Genomic DNA, 22,777 nt, shown 5'->3' with positions numbered 1-22,777 from the left:
ACCAAAAACACACAAAATATATTATGAAAAAAAAGGTCTCTAATTCAGAGAAGATTTCGGAGAACCATATTGCAGGCATTAATCGTGTGGTAAAACTTGAGATTGTGATCGATGGCAAAGCTATTGGTAGTTTCAAGCACTTTCTGTTAAAGCAGAGCGCCAGAAGACATCATAATTTTGAACTTACTCTAGCACACGATTCTTTAGATGAAGTACAAAATCACAATCTTGAACAGGCACAGCAATTTTTAGGAAAGCGTTTAACTATAGTTTTTAAATACAGAGACGTAGAAACCGAAAGTCCCGAAAGAACATTTGTTGGTATTATAACAAAGATAGCGTTTAGTCAAGAAAAGATGAGCCTGGGAAATATTGTACTAAAGGGATATAGTCCGACAATCCTTATGGATTCTGCTCCCCATACTCAAAGTTTTGGAGGAAATCAACCTGTAAATACTTCTATCATTGCAGATAGAATCATTAAGGAAGCACTGGGAACAAGTAAGTTCGATTTTAGAATAGAAACTCAAAACAAAGGGTATATCAATTATAGTTCACAGTACTGCGAAACCCATTATAACTACCTTGCTAGAATTGCAGAAGCTTATGGAGAACAGTTTTACTATGATGGAGAAATACTTCATTTTGGGAAATTACCACCTCATGAAAAACCTATCCGGCTTATTGATGGGAGTAATATAAGTGATGTAATAATAGAACTAAAGGCAATACATACTAAGCCAGAATACTTTGGATATAATAGTAGCAGTCATGCAAAAATGCTTGGCTCTGATAACAGTATAAAACACTTGGGAGGGTTATCTGCCAAAGCCTATGGCCTGAATACCGATATTTTTAAAACGCGATCACTTACCCCTACACCCATCAATGCCAATATGTTCATGGATGTGGATGATTCCCAAAAAAGTGCAAGGGGAAGTGCTGCTGTAGAAGTTTTTACAGTATCAGGAAATACTTCTGTTCCTTTTCTTTATACAGGTTGTGTTGCTGATTTAGCAATGAGGAAACCTGACAGCAATCAAACCTCACATTTTACTACATTGATGATTACAGAGGTAACCCATGAAGTGGATGCTAGAGGTTATTATAGCGGAAATTTTGAAGCAATAGCAGAAGGAACAGGCTTTATGCCAAAACCTGATTTTATAATGCCTAAGGCAGAACAACAGGTGGCAACGGTCATATCCAATGTAGACCCATTGAACCAAGGAAGAATACAGGTTCAGTTTGACTGGCAGTTAAATGACACAACTCACTTTATAAGAATGATGAGTCCTGATGCAGGAGGAACAGATGCTATAAGCCAGAACAGAGGATTTGTTGCAGTTCCTGAAATTGGAGATCAGGTAATGGTTGGATTTGAATATCATAATCCAGATTTCCCTTTTGCAATGGGTGGAATGTTCCATGGAAAAGTCGGTTTAGGTGGTGGTATGAATAACCATTTAAAATCCATACAAACTCGTAGCGGAATCAAAGTTTTAATGAATGATGCTAATGGGAGTGTAACAATTCAAGACCCGAGTGGTAATATTTATTTTATGGACGGCGGAGGAAACATTAACGTTACCGCTCCAAATAAATTAACGATGAATGCTACAGATGTTGAGATTAATGCCAATAATAATTTTGAGATTAATGTGGCAAATAACATGACTTCCACAGTAGGAAATACTGCATTAATGAATTATCTGCAGAAAACATTAATGAACACTCCTATTATGTTGCAGACTGTATCTGAGCTATTTCATGCTCAGGCAGCAAAGACCATTATTAATACAGAAAATGAATTATTTATTCAGGCAAAGGAAGCGAATGTAGCAGGAACTCAAAAACTATTTATGCATTCTGATCAGAATACAATTGTAAATAGTAAAGGTGTTGTTGATATGCATGGTAAGCAGGGAAATAATCAAACAAATAAAGCACAACCATATAAAAAGATTCCCATATATATGGATGGGAGATGTTATGTTAGTTTCAGACCTCAATCCAATTGGAGCGGAGAATATGGCTTTGACTGGATGAGAATGGGTGACACTTCTCTACCGGGAGATACAAAAGCAAACGGATATAAATTTATTTCATCGAATTATAATAAGCTAAAGACAGCATACCAACAAAGAACTTTTACAAGAAAAGATAGTAGAGGGAGAAGAATAACATTTACTTACTTTGTACCTTGGCTGACCTTATATCCAAAAAATGAAGTTCCAAAAGGCTTTACCCATACTTTGGCAAAATTGAATGTGACAGTTGACATCGAGGTAGAGCCTATAAGATTGGAGTTGGAATATGATAAAACTTTATTTACTTTAGATAAACAGAATATTACACCTGTAACTAAAGGTATCCATAAAACAATACTTAATATAACCTGTATTAAATCGTTTGATAAGTACCAAGATATTAAAGTGATTTCTGTATTTAAGAATGCTAAAGGAGAAGAGGAAAAGGCACTGGCGGGGAAAATTTTGGTTACTCCTAATAAGCAACGTTATAAAGCGGATTGTGTAATTGTAAGAGTAAATACAAATATAAACGGAACTGTTTCAATGAGTGCCCCATCATCAAATAGACAATCTGTTTTGAACAAATATTTGAGACAGTCATTAGTAAATCCTAATTTTCTTACCACAATTGATCTATCGTTTACTTCAGATACTGATTCATCTGGAAAAAGGACAAATCTAAAAACATTATTCAATAACGCTGCGAACGTAAGAGGTGGTATGATTCCAAACGGGTCAACTGATGCAATTCAAGATTTTTTAAATGGACAGATCAAAACGAAGTATGGCAGTAAATATGATGATGTTTATAAATTCTATTTTATCAATCAGGAAGCAGGAACATCTCGGTCTCCCAACTATGGTTTATTTGGTCGCTCTTATGGCATCCCCTCTACTGCTAAATCTGTAGTAATATATAAAGGTGATAGTAGCAATACCGCTTTTAGTGACAGTACCCTTGTACATGAGGGTCTTCACGCAATGGGTCTTTATCATTCTTTTGATAATTCTGGAGAACATACTTTTACTCAAGATAAAACGGATAATATAATGGATTATTCAGATGTAGCACTAACTCCAATACCGGTTATTCAACTATGGCACTGGCAGTATCCATTTATTTATCCAAACGTAAAAAGAATATAGACCATGAAGAAAATAACACTTATCCTATTATCATTAATAATATCATCTTGTCACTCACAAGATAAAGAACCTAATAAAAATGCTCCCTCAAAAGACATCAAAAAACCTAAATCATTAGAAATTCCAGTAAATCAGAAAACTATGGAAACATTTACCAATGAAAAATTTGATATTGAAAATTATTTTAAACATTATGATAAAATAAATAGAACTTATGAGCATGAGTCTTCTAATGGTACAAAGATTTTGGAAGCTGATTTTGATGATTCTTATTATGTAACATTAATAGCCAAGAACTCTCTTTTTGCGGTCCATAAAGAATACTATAAAAATGGTTTATTAAAAAGTAAGTGGGAAACTTTTGGTGAAGGGGGCTTTATTAAAGGGTTTCGATATGAATATGATTTAAAAGGTAAACTCTTAAAAGTAGAAGACTGGGATAAACCTTATAAATTTACTTGGGAGCAAGTAAAAAAGTATATTGAACAAGATTTAAAGTTGAATATACTAAAAGATAAGGTTGGAGTAAGTAATAAGTTGGAATCTCCTGATTACAATTTTCCGACTTGGGGTATTGATTATATCGGACAATATAAAGATGACCCTAAAAAGGGGATTATTAGAATAAAATTAAGTGGTCTCACTGGCGAGTTATTGCTTGTAGAACGTCAACTTGGTAAGGGTGGTGATGGAACAAATGTTGATGTTATTTATAAAAAGAAAAACTAATGTGAAATGCCACAAAAGATCACAGATACTGCCCAATTATCCTGTAACCAAGGAACGGTACCAAGCAACCTTAGTGTTACAAGCCAGAACTTTTCTACAGCCGAGGGAAAACATATTGCTACGGAGCAGGATAAACAAGCAAATGTTAACATAAAATCCTTTGGACAGTGTAAATTAAAGCCTAGTTCAGGGGGGTATTTGCCATGTATTCCTGCGCCAATAACGTGGCAAGAAACAACAGAAAAAGACACTATTAATAATTACAAAATTCTTACTGAAGATTCTTTTTGTATGTGTGGAATAGGGGGAAGAATTGAAGTGGCAGGTAGGGGACATTTAGAGAAGCATGATATTTCTTAATATAACCTTTAGCATTCTATTTTATCCCTAAAAAATATACCGTACAATAATCGTACAAATTGAGAAAGTAAAAACCCCTAATTAGTTTGATAATTAACTATTTAGGGGTTTGTTATTGTGGAGTTGGAGGGACTAAGTTTTTAAATCTGTTAAAATCTTGATTGATTTATAAATGCTTTATACAAAGGCTTTTTAGGGTTGTTTAATTAATTTGAATTTATTGAAATTAAACTATATTTGAATTTTTTGGGTACAACTTTGGGTACAACTTTAAATTTTAATCATTTCAATTATGGCATCAGTAAGTTTTTTTATTAGAGGAAAAGTGGCGGATAAAGAAAGTACAATTTGGGCAAAGTTTAGAGATAAGTATATTGATATACGTGTTCCTGTTCCGTATTTGAGCTGTAAACCAAAAGAATGGAAAGAGGGAAGGTGTAAAATGCCGTCTAAAAAAATGCATAAAGATGATGCGGAAACTATAAACACTCGTCTTTCACAATTAGAAGCTAATATTATTTCAAGTTATACGGAAGATAATCCAGAAATCGATTTAAAAGAATGGCTTAAATCAATTATAGAACCTACGACTTTAAAGCCTGTAGATAATAATTATTCGGATGATGTGATTGTTTTTATTGATACTTATATTTCTTTAAAAAAAGATAGTGTTACAGAATCGACTATTAAGAAAGCTAATGTTGTTAAGCAATTAATGATAAGATATATAGCGGATAGAAAAATCAGAAAGAAAACATTTAGAGGATTAAAGTTTAAAGATTTAGATAATTCTTTTAGAATTGATTTTGAAGATTATTGTAATAAGGAGAGTTATAAGATTTCAACCACATATCGCAATCTTAAATTCTTAAAAATGATTTGTAAAGTTGCGGGTTCTTTTGATATTGAAGTTCATAAACATGCGGAATTATGGAAATTTGAAGTTGAAAAAGCGACAAAGCATATCCCAAAATCAATTTACTTAACTTTTGATGAGTTGGATAAAATAGAGCATAAAGAAATGGCACATGATTATTTAGATAATGCAAGAGATTGGCTACTTATCTCCTGTTATACAGGGCAACGTGTGAGTGATTATATGAGGTTTAATTCTTCTATGATTGTGGAGGATAGTGAGGGACAGAAATACATTGAATTTACACAGCAAAAGACTAATGCTAAGATGCAAATTCCTTTATTAAAAAAAGTCCAAGATATTTTAGCAAAACGAAACGGAGAATTCCCCCGAAAAATATCAGATGTAAACCTAAATCTTTATATCAAAGAAGTATGTGAGATTGCTGAAATAGATGAGATTGTATATAACGGTAGAACCGAGACAATAGCTAAAGATGGGAAAAATATTACTCGTAAAGTTTTTGGTAATTTTCCGAAACATAAACTTATTACATCTCACATAGGCAGAAAAAGTTTTGCTTCTAACTTTTATGAGAAAATTCCTACTACTTATTTGCTTAATTTTACAGGACACACAACAGAAAAACAGCTTTTAGCATATATCAATAAAACAGAAGTAGAAAAGGCAAAGTCAACTGCAAAAATATTTAACAGTTTAGGGTATTAATAAATTATTGTATGATTAGTATAGAATCGAAAAGAGGAATGGCATTAGATTTTATTGTTTATTTAATAGCTGTTGAAGACCCTGTTTCAAGTCATGGTATACATGAGTTTTTTTTACAAAAATTTGAAGTACAAAAATCTGAAAATGTTAATATTGAAAACATAAAAGCAAAGTTAGATTCTTTATCACCTTTTTTTCAGTTCGGTATTGAAAATATGATACTTTCAGAAACAGTCAATGATTTGTTATCTTATTACCCAAAAGAACTATCTCCACAAAAGACTGAAAATTCAGCAGATTTTAATGTGGATTATTTTGACTATCTCAACCGTTTTGTAGATATAAGTACGATAATTGTTAATGACGAATCTATTGATTTTTATGATGTTGAATCATCAATTGAAGAAAATTATAATGATGAAGAAATCAATAATATTTTAAGTGCGGTTAATTCTATTATTACATCTAACGAATTATATCAAAAGAAAAAGCACCAATTTAAAACCTTATCAATTAATCAATTTGAAATTAATTTAGCATCTATTAAGGAGCATTTTGAAAACTATTTTATGTTGAGAATTGTATCTCCAGGTGTTTACATAAGTTACTATGCATCGCTCATATTTTCTTTAAATAAAAGAGCATCAAATTTTCTTAATCATTTTATTAGAAAAATCAATGGGGTATCAGAATCAATTGTTATTAATAAATATTTTAATAGCAAAAACTTTAAAAGCAAAGAATACTTAGATTATCAAATTGATGAAAATGAAAAATTACTTTTTCAGCATTCATTTGATGTTCCACAACTTGATGGGTTTTTTACAAAGAATAATAAATCTTCAATTATTTCTTTACAAGCTTCTCTTAAAAATTACCTTAGCATATTAAGTGCTTCTGAATTGCTACGAAATACAAATCTCACAGGGATTAATCCCCACCAATATTTAGAATTAAGTGCCGAACATTCTCTTTATGGAATGAAATTAAAATACTTGAATTTTCTGAGGTATGGAGACAGAGTTCATTCGCAGGAAGATAAAGGGATTGAGAATAATTTGGAGGAATTAATGACTGAGAAATCAAATTTTATCGAATATATTAAATCTAAAAATTTTGATATTGATGATGTTAAAATTATTTTAAACGCATTGTCTGAAAATAAGTATAGTAGTATTGGTATTAAGGAAATGGAATTTAAAAATGATATTTATTTCTTTAGGTTTTGCTATTTCTTTTACGTTTTTGATTATTTCCAAGATATTGAAGGGAAGAAATTCGATACAATTGCTTCCTTTGAAAAAATTACTAAATTCAATAGGGATAATAGGAGAGAAGTTAAGCAACAATACCATAGGAATTTTATTGAAATTGACAATTCAAATGGTAAACACTTTCCTTTTTCGGCCAAATCCACGGATGCTTTTCTTTCAGAAATTGAATATTCATTAAGAATTGATAGGGAAAACCTAAAACCTATTCCAACTCTAAAAAAATACTAAATTTTTCTATCTGATAATCATTTAGTTATGCTGGATTGATTTGAAAATCTTTTCCCTAAATTTTCCCTGCTTTCTCTCTCCGTACACTTGCATCATAATAAAAAAACAAAATATTATGCAACATTCAGCAATTCAATTGATGCAAATAGATATAGAATCATTTGGTCAGTTTATTCAAAAACTTGTTAGGGAAGAATTAGAAAAAATCATTCCTGTTCACTCAGAAGAAAAAGAGTTTTATACTCGTGAAGAGACGGCAAAGTTATTAGATGTTAGTCTTACAACTTTGTTCCACTGGAATAATGATGGTACTTTGAAAAACACCAAAATAGGTAAAAGAGTATATTATTCTAAAAACGAGGTTTCTGCTCGTTTAAATCCATAAATTTCTTGCTTTACAGTTATGACAATACTAGTTCAATCATAATCATGTAAGGCTTCCAAATACTCCTTAAATTAATTAATAATATAGACAATACCTTAGTATAAATACATAAGGAGGCTAAAGGTATGTTTAAATTTAAAATAATACATCACATGATAGATTTTATAAAAATTTATACAGAAACAAAAGAATCATTAGAAAATAGGATTAAAAATGATTTTCCTGATAGTGAAACAAGATGTTCAGTAGATTACTTTACAGGTCAAGTTCAATATCCATGTAGAAGATACTTTGAAAATATAGAAGTGCGAATTACGGATAAATTAGGAATAATTAGAAATTCAATTCACAAATTTTTTAATCTTAAAAATAGGTACGATGATAATAACTACACCGATTTTTATTATTCTGATATTCAGACGGCTTTTGAACAACTACAAAATGATTTAAATGAAGATATCTCAGATTATAAAATTACTAATCTTGAATTCGGATTAAATATTCATACATCCTTAAGTCCCAAGTTAATGCTGGAGAATAATTTTATCATGTTCAATTTTGACGAATTTAATCAAAAAGATACTTTTAAAAACAAAGGAATGTACAAGCAATATAATCGTAGTGAGTACTATATTAAAATTTATGATAAAGGTCTGCAATACAAACTGCCCTATAATCTATTAAGAGTTGAAATTAAAATAATTGATAGTAAACTATTAAAAAAGAAATTTGGAATATATACAGCTAAAGATTTGTTTGAAAAAAGTAGACTTGAGTTGATTTTTAAATTTCTTTTGGGTTGTTTTAATGAGATAAATATTGTTGATAGTTCTTCTACCTATAAAATGACAGATACGGAAAAAATGTTTTTTGAACTTGGTAAAAGTCCCCATTTTTGGCGGGAAATAAAAAACAATAAATCATCTAGTTATTATTATGCCCAGCGAGCAAGATACAATAGGCTGTTAGAAAAGTATCAAATGGATACCATAAAACAGGAAATAAGAGATTTACTGATTGCCAAATTTCAAACTTTGATAGGGGAGGGTTGCTAGGCTTGCTTGGACAATATCGAACTATATATTAAGTATAATTTAAACTTTCTCTATTAATTAATTTTAGTGATTGGTTTTGCCATTTATTGTGGTAGAACCAATTTTTATTCGTGAGTTTCATTATTTTCTAGAATTAATAATTGTTCATAATGGGAGTGCATGTTTTCTGTAAAATAATTCAGAGAGGCCATTCTATTTTATTAAAATCATTAAAATAATTTTGTCCAACTTTTGGCTCAATAGAATAAACAAAACAAATATTACCAAACAACCAATCTTTAAAATTTCGATTTCCGATATTTGATTTTATTAAATGTAATATAACACCATTTTTTATACAATGATACAAGTGATGTTCAATCTCTTTCTTTTTTCTCCTAATTACTTTAACTTCTTCATTATGCACTGATAAACCAGTTACTAAGTATGGGTTACCCCTAACTATAAACTTTGTTTTACCAATATTTACAAAAAGATTTTCACTATATATTATCTTATAAATAATTTTCTTTAAATAAAGTAGGTTTTCTTTTTTTCCAGAAAAAGTTAAATCATCTGCATATCTAGAATAATTCACGTTATATTTTGAGCACAATCTTTCTAATCTTTTATCTAAATTTCTTAAAATTAAATTCGCTAGCTTTGGGCTTGTAGGTGCTCCTTGTGGTAAGATGCCTTCATCTTTAGATAATAAATACTGCTTTAAATTGTCTTCGTTTTTTTTAAATGTATTATAAAACGTCTCGTTCTGTTTTACTGTACAAATTTTTGCTAATGAAACGCACAAATTATTTTGATAACCAAAAGATTTAAAAATTCCATAAATTCTTCTTTCATTTATAGAATCAAAAAAACGAAGTAAATCGATTTTAAGAATACATTCAGCATTTAAATGTATTTCAGCATTTTTTTTTATAGAACTTAATTTATCAAAACCTGTACATGACTTATGTGATGGGAATTTTTCGAGAATGTTTCTTAAAATCCATTTCTGTAAATATTTTAATTCATTCGTGGGAGTTTGAATTGTACGATAACCTCCTCTTCTTTTTTTGATTTTAAATCTCTTGTAATACTCAATTCTACTAGAATTACAAATTTCAAGTGTATTTTTTATACTTACAGCAGAAGCTAAACATAAATGAGGTAACGAGAATAATACAGGTAAATTTTTTGAAGACAGAAAATTAGCATACTGAATTGTTTCGCTAATAAATTCATTACTGTGATTAGATGCTAATGCATGTTCTTTATATTTATCCAATAGGAAGGTCATGGCAACTCATTTTTAAAATATGCGAAGCGTATCCCACCATAACTCATGAATACTTGGAATGATGTTGTGGTGAGAAAGTTGATAAGTATCTTCAGCTAAACTTGAACAACTGTTCAGGTAATCCTGCTTATATTCCGTAGCGTTTAAACAAGAAATTGCTTGCCATTTATGACCTTCCATTGAATGTTTTTGGTATGTAGTTTATTTGGTTATTAAGATACTCATTTTTATTTTCAAATTTAAATGCAAAACTGTTTTTTATAATTTTTTTTGCATCATTATATATTTCCAAACCTTTAATTGAAATTTGGAATTTGGGATTAAATAATCCTTTTTCTTTACCACTGTTCAAATACTCTAAATAGTCACTATGTGAGATACCTAGTATTTGGCAAATATTAAACTCACTATAACCATTTCTCATCAATTTAATTATTGCATACAATGAAAAATTTAGATGATTAATAGTGTCAAATTTCTTTTTGTGATTAACTACCTTATAAGTTAAAAAATCTCTTTGTATTCTTTGAGTCCCAAACTCTTGCAGAAGACTTAATTCAAATGCGATGCTTTTTCTAAAATCGCGAGCTTGTGATATTTTGTGATGATTAAACCTGGGTAATAAGGAAGCCCACTTAAAATTGGAATTACTTTCTTGCCAAAAAATCGGTAAAGTATTATTCGGGCAACCGTAAAAAAAGCCTACTAATGACTGAGAGTTTTCATAGCCTAAGGCATTATCATATTTTAATCTTTTAGATTTTAATTTTCTAGGTTTTGTTAGTTTACATCCATATTTATAGGCAACCTCTTTATAATTAGAATAATTTCTATATCCAAAATAGCTTGCTTGGTTAGAAAATGCTTTTCTATATATGTTAGATTTAGGTATAATCACTTCATCAAAAAGTCTCTTTATATTATAAATACCTAGTTCCATTCCTGCAACACCTACAAAAAAGATATTTTCATAAAAATTTCTTATATCTTCTAAGTCGCTTTTCCAATAATCGACAATTGACTTTCCTGAGCCAACAAAATCGTCAATTAAGATTAACGTATTATACTTATCAACATTAAATTTTTTCAATAAATCACTACTTGAACATAATTCAATTCTTTGAGGATTATTTTTGTAGATATTTGTTTTTCTAACTAAATAGCTCATCATACTACCACTCTTTCCAAAAGTACCAATCGGATGAACTACTAGAGATTTTGATTTATCTAATTTTCTAAGTATATTGTTAAATTGCTCATGAAAAATTTCTTCAATTTCATTTGAGGTATAAACTGTAAAACGTTTAAGAAAATCAATGGCTATTTCTGTTTCTTCTTTTTCAAAATTATTGAGCCAATTCAATATCCCCATAGGAGTAACTGTATTTTTGAGCCTTCGAGAAAGAATATCTAAGGTAATACTATCTATGTGGACTTCTATTGACATAATATAATTTCAAAATTTATTAAACTGCTAGATTTTAAAGCCTGCACATTTGACTGCTTAAATGTGTTATAATTTTATTCTAATATAATTATTTTATTGTTTACATACAATTCAACCTACTCCATGTTCATTATATTTGTATAAAAACAATTAATATTAAATGAATTATGGAAGAACTTTTTACTAAAACAACAACTATTAATATAAGTGTAGTTAAATTAGATAATAAAAATTTAACTAAATCTATATTCAACCAATTAAATATTTCAAGCCCATTTGATAGATTATATAACATCAAAAACAATGTTAAGTTTCTTGGTTATGTTAACGATAAAATTAAATGGGTAATATGGGCTGATGATATTAGTCTTTTTAGATTTGAATTGAAAGAACTTTCCGCAATTAGGCATCTTGATTTAAAGAATGATACCATTGACAAACTTGTGAAAATTTATCCGTCAGAATTAGTAAAAGAACTATATAACTACTATGATGAGGAATATCAAGAAATCTATAAGGATAGTCAAATATCAGATGTTTTAGATTCAAAAGAACAGGATATAATTCTTGATAAACAAGAACAAATTAGAGAAATCTTTGAGAATATTCTTGACCGTCAAATATTTCTATAATAACTTATCAAAAACTAAAACTAATGAAAAAAATAAAAAAACTCAAACTACATAATTTTAGAAAATTTAAGAATTTAGAAATAGATTTTGATGATGATTTAAATCTACTTATAGGAGATAACGAGGCTGGAAAATCATCAATTTTAACAGCTATTGACCTAGTTCTAAGTGGAAGTAGAACAAAAGTTGAGAATATTGGATTAGAAAACTTGTTTAATAAAGATATTATAAGGGAGTTTTTAAGTTCTGAAAGAAATAATAATAATTTACCTAAACTGTTTCTAGAATTATATCTTGATGAACAAAATAATGACAGAACATCTGGGAGGAACAATAGCGATAATGTTGAATGTGATGGATTAAGACTTAATATTTTTCCTAATGATGAATATTCGAAATACATTAAAGACATTCTAGAAAATCCAGATTGTGTATTCCCTTTTGAATTTTATACAATATCCTTTACTACTTTTAGCGACATTTCATACAATAGTTTTGCTAAACATTTAAAGCATATATTTATTGATAATTCCTCTATGAACAATGAGTATGCGATGAAAGAATATGTAAAAGATATTTACAATAGCTCATTGACTAATACACTTGAAAAATATAAGCATCATCATCAATACAGGCATCATAAAGAACAATTTAAAAAAAATGTTTTAAAGGATTTAAATGATAGAATTGGTGATTATAATTTTTCGTTGAAGAATAACTCTAAGTCAAATTTAGATAATGACTTAACAATTTATGAAAATGAAATTTCTATAGATAATAAAGGAAAAGGGAAACAAGCTATTATTAAAACTGAATTAGCATTAAGTAGAAATGTTCAAGATTTAGACGCATTGTTAATTGAAGAACCTGAAAATCATTTAAGTCATGTAAATACAAGATTACTAATTGAAAAGATTAAAGATTCCAATAATAAACAAATATTTATAACCACTCACAGTAATTTAATTTCTACAAGATTAGACTTGAGAAAATCTATACTTTTAAATAGTACAGATAATAAAGCTATAAAGCTAATATCACTTCCAAAAGAAACAGCCCAGTTTTTTATTAAAGCACCTGATAATAATATTTTAGAATTTATACTTGCACGTAAAAATATTTTAGTAGAAGGAGATGCTGAGTTCATGCTGATAGACAAATTTTCACAAAAACATCTTAATAATAATTTACATCGTTTGGAGATTAATGTTTTATCTGTGGATGGGACAAGTTTTTCTCATTATTTAGAAATAGCAAAACTTCTAAATATTAAAACCTGTGTTATAACTGATAATGATGGCCAGACTAAAGGTGAGATGGATGAAAATTTTGCAAAATATGCTTCAGAAAATATCAAAGTTTATTTTGATGTAGATACGGAAAGAAGGACTTTTGAAATTTGCTTATATCAAGATAATACTGCTTTATGTGATAAACTATTTATAACACCAAAAAGGAAATTGTCTATCCAAGACTATATGCTTAAAAATAAAACAGAGTCAGCGTATAAATTGTTGCTTGACGAGAGTAATATAGAAGTTCCTACTTATATTAAAGATGCATTAAAATGGATAAGTCAATAATTCTTTCTGTTGCTGGTTCTGGAAAAACATATTTTCTGGTAGAAAAAACTAATCTTCATCAAAATTTTTTGTTAATTACTTACACAAATAGTGGAGTTGAAAGTATAAGAAGCGAAGTAATATCAAAATATGGTTACTTACCCAATAATATTAGAGTATTAAATTTCTTCTCTTTCTTATATACATTCTGTTATAAACCATATTTAAGCGACAAGTATAATGTTAAAGGCATCACTTGGCAATCACCCAAAAGTATATATGATAATGGTTTTACAAATAAGTTTAGATTTTTGTATGGTAATAGGCTATCTAAATTAATTAATACAGAATGTATAGAAGATGTTAAAAAAAGAATTGAAAAATATTTTGATTCTGTATTCATTGATGAAATTCAAGATTTTGCATCTAGTGATTTTAATTTCATTGTTAATATAATAGAGGGTAATTATAACATAAACCTTGTAGGAGATTTTCATCAACATACTTTTGATACTAGCAGGGACAAGAATATCAATAAAAATTTATATAAAAATGAAGCTAATTTTCTAAAATACTTTGAACAAAAAGGATTTAATAAAAATACGGATTCTCTTATAAAAAGTAGAAGATGTAGTAAAAATGTATGTGATTTTATAAGGAATAAACTGGGTGTCAATATTGAATCATTAAATAAATTTGACACTGAAATAAAATTACTTGAAAATGATTGTGAAATTCAAGACGTGGTTTCGAATAATCAAATAGTAAAATTATTTTTAACAAGACATTATAACTATAAATGTAATTCGAATAATTGGGGAAATTGTAAAGGGCTAACTTTTGAAAATGTTTGTGTAGTAATTAATGATGAAATATTAAAGCAATTTTATAATGATAAATTTATTTTTAAATCGGATACTACAAAAAATAAATTTTATGTAGCTTGTTCAAGGACTAGAGGCAAATTATATTTTGTATCAGATAAAAAAATGAAAATATTTAAAAAATAGTTATATAGATTTCTAAAAATGATTATTGGATTAAAGAAAGATTGGTTTTATATGTTTTTTTTGCACAACCAATCTTTCAATTTTTTATATTATGATTTTACTCTAAACTTCTAAGTAAAGCATTTTCATCTTCCCATTTTGATTCATGTATATATTTATCTCGAAGATTTTTAAAAATTAGAGAAACATTTGGATGAGTAATTTTTGTTTCTTCAAACAGAGAATTGAAATAATTAGCTCTGAATCGTTCAATATCACCTCCCTCAAATGCTCCTCTACTAGTGAAGCCTAAATTATTAGAAATTTGAATCTCAAAAGCGACTTTGACTTCTTTAGTATTAATTTGTTCAATGAGGTCATAAATTTCACTTGGAAATCCTGTATTTTCTCTCATATTAATAGGATATTTTGCTAATAACTTTCCTAAACAATCATCTGTTACTCTAATCCTATGATTCTCTTCGGCAAGTTTTCGTACCTCTAGTATCCAGTTTTTTAATACTTCTCCATCCAAAGAACCATCTTCCTGTAGGGAAGGGATTAAATTAAAGGAATTAAAAATACCCCATCCCATTTTAAGAATTTCGTTATATTCAGGATTATCCTTTATTTTCTGCAATTCAGATTCTCTGAGTTCATCATCATCTGGTAAATAAACTTGTGATAAAACCTCAAAATATTCATCTGGCTTTTGTGACATTAATTTGTAAAGATTTCTTGGCTTTGGTCCGTAAGAATCTCCTCCAAAAATAAACATGAATTTCATCTCAACTTTTGCTGCCCTCTCTATATCATAATCGTCTTTTGAATATAGAAAATCCAAAAGATTTCTAAAATGATGATGGTCCAAATGAGATGTATCTTCAAAATCTGATAATGATGCCTTTTCAAGTGCTGTCAAAACCTCCTCTGAAGTTAAAGTTGTTTTATGTACATAAGCCCCCCAGCCAAGTGTATTTAATAAGGTTATAGATTTCTTATGTTGTTCTAACTTATCTAAAGCATAAAAAAGTTCTTCTTTACTCTTTGTATATAAAAATCCTTGTTGAGATTGCCAATATAATTTTTCAACCTCATTGTTATTTAAATCTGAAATAAATCTCCATAAATTAATATTACCTTGCAGTGAATTAAGAAAATTAACAGTCCCCTGTGTTGAAAGACCTAATTTTAGCATCTTATCTAAAATATCTGTTTGTGTTTTCAGGTTTGTTTTATTTTCTGAAGTTCTTATAAACGCTCCAACTAAAGATAAGTGGTTTTTATCAGTTGACTCAACGAGTTTATAAACAATAAACTTATCCTCTTCATTTATCTTATCAGAAATTGCTAGTACATTTCCATATAAATATGGATGTTCTGTATCTAAAGCTAATTCGAGTATTTTACTTATTCCATATTTATCATAGACATTCTCAACAAATAGAAGTCTTTTTGATAAAATTTCCTCATCATGTTTTGTATAATCTTCCCATTGTCTTCCTTCGATAAATGTTGGATAATGGTCTTTAAATAAATAGATATCATTTAACAAATTATCTTCTTGCTTAAATTTGAGTGCTACCTGTTCTATTTTATTAAGAATCTCTGTTGGTAAAGACCAATGTGCAGATGGGTGACTTCTATGATTACCAATAAATTTTCGGAACTTATGATAAATTTTGTTCTTTTCTGTTTCGTCAAAACTAATACCAGTCTCTATAGTTAATAATGCTTCGTCCATTTTATCCCATTCCATATTATCTAATAAATTAATAAGATTTAAAATTCTATTGATATTATTTTTAGACATTTCAATAATATTATTGATACAAAAGCTACGCATATAATAAACCTCGCGTTGAGTTACATGAATCTCTCTAAGCTCCGAAAATAATCTCCATTTTGGTCTTGATATATGAAAAGCAGTATCAAATCTAGAATCGATTAATTTATAAAGCAAATCGTAAAGCGTTTCGGGGTATTTCTTGATAAGATTTTCCAGTATCTTTTTCCTATCTTCAGCATTTGTATTAGTTTGTGGATACCAGGGTCTGTAAATGCTTTTTAGATTACTTAATGGTGTATTTGTTGTTGGAAAACTTTCGGGAGACATTGATATTATTTCACATAATGCTACTGAAACTCTCATAAGATGTTCTGGAAACCATGCAATAACATCAAGACACCATAGCAAAGGTGCTAGGTCGTTTGAAGTATGTAAAAATCCTTGCTCTTCTTCAAAAAATACAGTAAAAGATTTATCTTTAATAATTCTTTCCAAATTATTTAAAAATACTATCGGAGAAGCTTCTGCTAAAAGCTTTAAATTACTTGACAATGACCTCCAAACTACTACATCCATTTCAAGGATTTTCTGAACGATATTATCTGTATATAAAGAAATATTGGAAATAGAAGTGATACCATAATTCTCTCCAAAAGCAGAAATAACATTCAAAGTCTCACAAAGCCCCTCTCTTAATTTTGACGAGTACTTTGTTCTATTTTCTGATGTTTGATATATATTGCCTCTATTTTCTAATGGTAAAGTATATTTATGCAAAGTCTCGCTTAAAACATCTAAACAGATTTCCTGAAAATTTATAAAATCTTGCTTTGTCATATATTTGGCAAAATATAACCATGAATCAGTTGGTGAAATCAATCTCCATACTCCATTAATGTAATAAACAGGAGAGTCCTCTAATGTAGCTAGAATCTTCAAAAACTCGATATATTCATCAGATGATTTACCGCTTAATTTTTCAATAATTTCTCTGTCTCCTTCAAGGTTTTCTGAAAAACGATTTATCAAAAGCATAGGAACGACATCCCTAATCTCAACACTATCTAGATATTTTGGTTTAGTATTATCATCAAATTTTAATAGTCTTTTTAATACAGAGATATTTCTTCCTGAATTTTTAGTTAAAATGCTTGCTTGTTCAGAGTCTATTCCCATTTTTTCTAATCCTTTTTCATAAGCATCTCTTGAAATTATTGGTAATTGAATTTTTTCAGATAAAGTTGTTTCATCCGAAAGACTTATTGGAATTATCACTTTATGTCCTCTCTGTACAGCTCCTCTTAAATCTATGCTATCTATTTTGAATTTAGCAATGACGATTAATGGCTTTTCTGTTTGTGTAAATTGATTAAAAGACTCTCTATTATCAATAACTACAACATTATGATTTGATAAATCATTAGATTGGAAAACTGCTATAGGAAAAGCCACTGCTTCATCGGTGGTTATTGATTTAATGTAAAGTACTTTTTCAGTGTTTGATAAAAATGATTTAACTGCTTCAATCTCTTTAAACCTGCTATCTCCTAATAGTATTTCTGGAATAATTTTTACAGATTCATTTTCACTCCAACGCTTCCAATATTCTTCAATTGTGTATATTCCTAATGTAGGTTTCTTCAATTTTTCAGCAAGCCATAATTCTACTGTTGGAGCTAATTCTAACCACTGTTCTATATCTACAGCATCTATATATCTAACATCTTTCCAAAAGGCATCGGCTTTTTTTTCTTCAGCCCATTTATTTTTATCTCGATATTTTTTAGCATTAATGTTGATATATGTCGTATTTGCTGGATTCTTTCCTAAAGTATCTTGTTTTCTTTTATCATAATCATCATCTGCTTTTCCCTTTTTATTCGTTGTTGTTCCGAATTCCCAAACACTTTCGCCTAACGGAACAAATACATTTTCAGATTCTGTATTAAGCTCTCCATCAAATCCACCTGTCTGGACATCCTCTCCATAAGGGAAAGAAATATTTTTAATTGTATTATTATCGATTGTAGATAAAATTAATTTTCTAATAACGTGAGGCAAATGATATTTACATTCCACAGTATCTGCCCATCTTTCTAAATCGTTTGTATTTAAAAATCGCATATTTAATTTTTTTAGGTTATTTTTATAGTTATATAGCTGTTTAAGAAAACAGTTTTAATATATCTCTGCACACTTTATATTATTAAAATCTTCACTAATTACTTTATCAGCAAAGATGTAATATTCATCACCTAATTCTCTTTGTAGTAATTCTAAATCCTCATTTTGTGGTTCAATATTGATAAGATAATTATCTAACAATGATTTGGTTTTATTGTAAAGTTCTTTATTACTAATATCATTTTCTATATTTTTCCACGGCTGTAGTTCATCAGAAATTTTATTTTTCATGAAAACTTTTATCTCATCAAAATAATTGCTGACAATTTCTCTACCTGCTTTATCTTCGTCACTTATCTTAATTTGGTTTAAATGAGTTTTTTGAATTTGAAAAAATAATAAGGTAGAAATATTCCCCATATTGAGTTCGAAATGTTTGAGTGAATCAATTCTTGTATTCCATAATTCAAATTGATAATAATCCAACACACATTTAGGAATATTATTAAAAAAGTTTATATACTTATAGAAATCTTCCGCAACTATTTCTTCATCAAGATGATTTAAATTTATCTCAAAAGCTTTATTGTTAATAGGGTTTCCAAACATTGTTGGGATATAAATGACAGCTTCTATATTGATTTCAATAAATAATTTCTTTGCACTAAAAAGACTTCCAGTGCTTAAAACTTTTCTAACTAATTCTCTGGCAGCTATGAGAGAGTGCAAATAAGTATTTCCAAAGACTTCATTAGTTATTATAAGGTTTTTTTCTAATTTGGAATTTAATTCTATATCAAAAGAAAATCCTGTTTCTTTGAAGATTTTTTCTCTTTCCGCTTTAAATCTTTTTGTTAAATTTATTCTTTCATTTTCTATTAGCTTTTGAGAATCTTTAAATACTTTATTTCCACCATTTTGTCGAGAGTAAAATTTATTCCAACAATAAAATAATGCCTGTAAATTATTACTTTCCGACTCTTCTAGGTTTTTAAGAAGTGATGACTCATTATATTTTCTAAAGAACTTGTTATATTCTTCCTTAAACCATACATGATTCTTTATAGCTTCTTTAATATTATAAAAAGCAATATTATGGTTGTATTCTTGTTTAGATATGCCAAGTGACTCATCATAAATTGCTAAAATATTGTTCTCAATTTGCCTTAAAAAATTTTCAATTCCCTGGAAATAATCTTTCTGGTATTTTTTATATAAAGTATATCTATCTTCAAACGAGTTTTTATTTATAGGTTCTCTATATCCCCACTTATTATATTCATTTGATGAAGGAAAGGAAATTTCGTTTAAACCATAAATTTTATCATTGATATAACGTAGAGTATTTATAAATACTGTATAATTGTTAGTTTTGAAATATTCAGAAAAGGATTTGATAAGTTTTTGTGTTAAGTCATTATACAAACTCCTTCTTTCATTAAGTAATCTTATATAATCATTCCATTCTGAATTTTTATAACTCATTCTATATATACCTAAAACGAGTGAATTTATATTAATTAAATATTCGATAGGCAGATTTTCATTACTTATATTTTTTTCAGAGGGGTCATAAGGAAAGTTTATACCTAAAAAATTTGTAAGGGCAATTCCTTTTACGTTGTATTTTTTCTTGTGTGGAAATATATATTTTAGCAAGTCAACTATTTCCATTGTCATTTCATGAAAGAGATTTCCTTTAAATTCTAAATTCCCCTCTTCGTATTTTATAGGGTTATAAAAATATTGAGCAACTACCGTATCATTAGTTTCTTGGAAGTAGGGAATACTATATTCCTTTCTTATATATTCAATAAGATTGTTTTTAATTTTTGAGATAAAATTCCTGTCACTTTCTGGAAGCATTTCTAAAGAATAGATGAGTTTAGCAAACTCTTTTTGATTGCTTTTTATTTTTTTTGACAGATTAGTAATGTCAGGAAGATTATATTCTATAGGAATCTTATTTTTTAAATGTGCCTTCCAGAAAAGAATTTCAGAAAGAGCATCTAATTCCTCGTCGTTATTTATACTTAAATCAGATATTGATATTTTTTCGAACCATTTCAGTATGTATTCAAAAACTAATCTTTCATCTGAAAAGCCTTCATGAATTTGTTTAATGACCTCATTTTTATCATCAGGAAATGAATTTTTTATTATATCGTGCATACTACTTCCGTCTGAAGATGTGAAATTAAAAGGCAGACCTAAAGACCATGCATCCCCTAAAAAGTTTCTTAATTTTTCAAAATTTTCAAAATTCTTTTCAAATATAAATTCATAAACTCCTTTCCACATTAACGCATTAAATATATTTTTATATGCTGTATATGTTTTAAAATTAATTTTTATTAAGGACTTGATACTTTCATGAACATTATATCCTTTCATGAATGAATTTAATAAGAATTCATGTATACTATCTTCGTCAATTAAAGAAAGAGCGTTACTAATGAACTCATATATATCGGTGTATTCATCTTCATCAAAGAGAATTTCACATAATATTTTTGACCGTATAGGATGAAGCCCTAATAAATACTCTTTATTTTCAGAATATTGCAATAAATATTCTTTTTCTAACTCATTAATATACTTAATTGGCACTTGTATGTTAAGATGATTAATAAGTTTTTTATAACTTAATTTTGCATTAAAGGAATCTGATAAACAAACATATTTTAATATATCTAGTTCATCTGTTTTTTGCTGAGCAACTTTATTTCTTATATTTTGAACCTGTTGAAATAATCTGCTTTTTAATGTATTTCCTTGGTTTATTAGATAAACGTATTCTAACAATAAACCTTGATTTCCAAATGCATTCCAAGATTCTTCAAAATCTGTAAATTTTAAATCCTTTTTGTATTTTGACAGAGAGTCATAGATTATTTTTGCTTCCTCTTGATTAAAATCTAATTCAATTTCTTTGTATTTATAATATTGCTGTAAATCATTACTTCGGAAATTCCAATCTTCTTGTCTTATAGTAACTAAAAACTTAATATTTTCTTTTCCATAAAGTTCTTTTAATATCTCATTCCAGTTAGTATTTTGAGGGGTAACATCTATATATAATAATATTGGGAACTTTAACCCTTTACTTAAAGCGTCTAAACTATTAATGGTGTCAAAAACACTGTTTAGAGATTCTGATATTTTTAGTTCGTATACTATATTGTCAGTTCCATAGTTGTTTAAATATCTATAAGCTAAAGTGCTTTTCCCTTGTCCAGAAGCTCCATGAATAAAGACGATATTACTTTCTTGGAATAGAGTTTCAATTTGTGATAATTTTTCTTCACGTATTATATCTAAATCAGCTAAAATATGCTCATACCTAGCTGATACACCATAGTAGAAGTCATCTTTGTATTTCGCTAAATCGGCATTTTCAATATTTTTAATTTTTAAGGGTAGAATGGTATTATTGAAGGATTTATTGAAAGCTTCTTGTTCACTAATAAATTTTCCTATTTTTTGTAAGTTTAATATTAATTCTGAAGTTCTCGTTGGTTTTCTATTTTCACCCAATGTATATAACCAATAGACTAGCAATTCTAAAGCCGCCTTTGGGTCTGAAAATAGATTAGTCTCTTTTATTAATTTTAAAACTTTCTCTTCAATATCTTTTTCCTCAATTATTTCAAAGAAAAAATTATCAACAATTTTATTAATACTGATTTGTTTGAACTTTTTATTCTTTAATTTTTTTTCTAATTTCTTCTTATCTGTAATCTCATCACTAATCTCTCCAAATGAAACTAATTTAAGGATGCAACTTTCATTGTTAGTGATTGCTTTTTCCGCTCTATTAAAAAAAGATGTAGTATTAGTAAATAAATCACTAAATACTAATCTCGAGCTTAAATTTTTAATTTGAATTATTTCAATATGGTTATTTTCAGTATCAAGAATATCTAAATCTTCATAAAAACCTTCAGGTTGATAGATGTATCCTTTTTCATATTCATTCAATATTCTATATAATGAATATAGAAATTGTGTTCTATATCCTTTTAAAGCTGAAGATGCACTCATGTTTTTGTTCTTTAATAATGAAAATTCTAGTAATTAATTATTAGCAAGCCACAAACTAAAATAAATGTTTTTAGCTTTCCATAAATAAGGGAAACCGTAATAGTTATTACTATTTTTTA

14 protein-coding genes are annotated in these 22,777 nt (G+C 28.3%); 10 read left to right on the top strand and 4 right to left on the bottom strand.

All coding sequences use genetic code 11. From position 1 onward, the window contains the following. Positions 1-104: 104 nt before the first annotated feature. The 7 genes from CHRYMOREF3P_RS24325 (at position 105) to CHRYMOREF3P_RS11270 (ending at position 8,795) form a co-directional block, all read left to right on the top strand. The gene (locus CHRYMOREF3P_RS24325; protein WP_180564662.1) at positions 105-3,179 is read left to right on the top strand and encodes a phage baseplate assembly protein V; all 3,075 of its coding nucleotides are present in this window, start codon (positions 105-107) and stop codon (positions 3,177-3,179) included. Between the two features lie 3 nt (positions 3,180-3,182). Next, positions 3,183-3,908 (top strand): hypothetical protein, encoded by a 726-nt coding sequence (locus CHRYMOREF3P_RS11295; RefSeq protein WP_180564661.1) that lies wholly within the window; start codon positions 3,183-3,185, stop codon positions 3,906-3,908. Positions 3,909-3,914: 6 nt separating this feature from the next. Further along, positions 3,915-4,268, top strand: a complete 354-nt coding sequence (locus CHRYMOREF3P_RS11290) for a DUF4280 domain-containing protein (protein ID WP_180564660.1) — start codon at positions 3,915-3,917, stop codon at positions 4,266-4,268. Between the two features lie 292 nt (positions 4,269-4,560). Beyond that, the gene (locus CHRYMOREF3P_RS11285; protein WP_180564659.1) at positions 4,561-5,853 is read left to right on the top strand and encodes a phage integrase SAM-like domain-containing protein; all 1,293 of its coding nucleotides are present in this window, start codon (positions 4,561-4,563) and stop codon (positions 5,851-5,853) included. Between the two features lie 11 nt (positions 5,854-5,864). Further along, positions 5,865-7,355 carry a hypothetical protein gene (locus tag CHRYMOREF3P_RS11280; RefSeq protein WP_180564658.1) on the top strand — a complete coding sequence of 497 codons (1,491 nt, stop codon included), beginning with the start codon at positions 5,865-5,867 and terminating at the stop codon, positions 7,353-7,355. Between the two features lie 115 nt (positions 7,356-7,470). Further along, positions 7,471-7,740: a helix-turn-helix domain-containing protein gene (locus CHRYMOREF3P_RS11275; protein ID WP_180564657.1), complete on the top strand. Its 270-nt coding sequence runs from the start codon at positions 7,471-7,473 to the stop codon at positions 7,738-7,740. Positions 7,741-7,892: 152 nt separating this feature from the next. Beyond that, entirely contained in the window at positions 7,893-8,795 is a 903-nt protein-coding gene (locus CHRYMOREF3P_RS11270) for a hypothetical protein (RefSeq protein ID WP_180564656.1), read from the top strand. Between the two features lie 178 nt (positions 8,796-8,973). Here the strand turns inward: CHRYMOREF3P_RS11270 and CHRYMOREF3P_RS11265 are convergent, their stop codons facing one another. Both CHRYMOREF3P_RS11265 and CHRYMOREF3P_RS11260 read right to left on the bottom strand, forming a co-directional pair. Continuing rightward, a complete protein-coding gene (locus CHRYMOREF3P_RS11265; RefSeq protein ID WP_180564655.1) occupies positions 8,974-10,071 on the bottom strand; it encodes a reverse transcriptase family protein in 1,098 nt (365 codons plus the stop codon). A gap of 166 nt (positions 10,072-10,237) precedes the next feature. Beyond that, positions 10,238-11,518 (bottom strand): hypothetical protein, encoded by a 1,281-nt coding sequence (locus CHRYMOREF3P_RS11260; protein ID WP_180564654.1) that lies wholly within the window; start codon positions 11,516-11,518, stop codon positions 10,238-10,240. Positions 11,519-11,685: 167 nt separating this feature from the next. Here CHRYMOREF3P_RS11260 and CHRYMOREF3P_RS11255 point away from each other — a divergent pair, with 167 nt between their 5' ends. Genes CHRYMOREF3P_RS11255 through CHRYMOREF3P_RS11245 form a run of 3 tightly spaced genes read left to right on the top strand, consistent with a single transcriptional unit; the run spans position 11,686 to position 14,722 of the window. Then, positions 11,686-12,150 carry a hypothetical protein gene (locus CHRYMOREF3P_RS11255; RefSeq protein ID WP_180564653.1) on the top strand — a complete coding sequence of 155 codons (465 nt, stop codon included), beginning with the start codon at positions 11,686-11,688 and terminating at the stop codon, positions 12,148-12,150. Between the two features lie 23 nt (positions 12,151-12,173). After that, a complete protein-coding gene (locus CHRYMOREF3P_RS11250) occupies positions 12,174-13,733 on the top strand; it encodes an ATP-dependent nuclease (RefSeq protein ID WP_180564652.1) in 1,560 nt (519 codons plus the stop codon). Further along, entirely contained in the window at positions 13,718-14,722 is a 1,005-nt protein-coding gene (locus CHRYMOREF3P_RS11245) for a DNA helicase UvrD (protein ID WP_180564651.1), read from the top strand. Before CHRYMOREF3P_RS11250 ends, CHRYMOREF3P_RS11245 begins: the two co-directional genes overlap by 16 nt. A 97-nt stretch (positions 14,723-14,819) precedes the next feature. Here the strand turns inward: CHRYMOREF3P_RS11245 and CHRYMOREF3P_RS11240 are convergent, their stop codons facing one another. Together CHRYMOREF3P_RS11240 and CHRYMOREF3P_RS11235 are read right to left on the bottom strand one after the other, a co-directional pair. Next, entirely contained in the window at positions 14,820-18,614 is a 3,795-nt protein-coding gene (locus CHRYMOREF3P_RS11240; protein WP_180564650.1) for a hypothetical protein, read from the bottom strand. A 54-nt stretch (positions 18,615-18,668) separates the two neighbouring features. Beyond that, positions 18,669-22,658: an ATP-binding protein gene (locus CHRYMOREF3P_RS11235; protein ID WP_180564649.1), complete on the bottom strand. Its 3,990-nt coding sequence runs from the start codon at positions 22,656-22,658 to the stop codon at positions 18,669-18,671. Positions 22,659-22,777: the final 119 nt, after the last annotated feature.

It is taken from the genome of Chryseobacterium sp. JV274 (assembly GCF_903969135.1).
Lineage (GTDB): Bacteria > Bacteroidota > Bacteroidia > Flavobacteriales > Weeksellaceae > Chryseobacterium.
The sequence above is the reverse complement of the archived record's forward strand: the minus strand, read 5'-3'. Positions and strand labels throughout refer to the sequence as shown.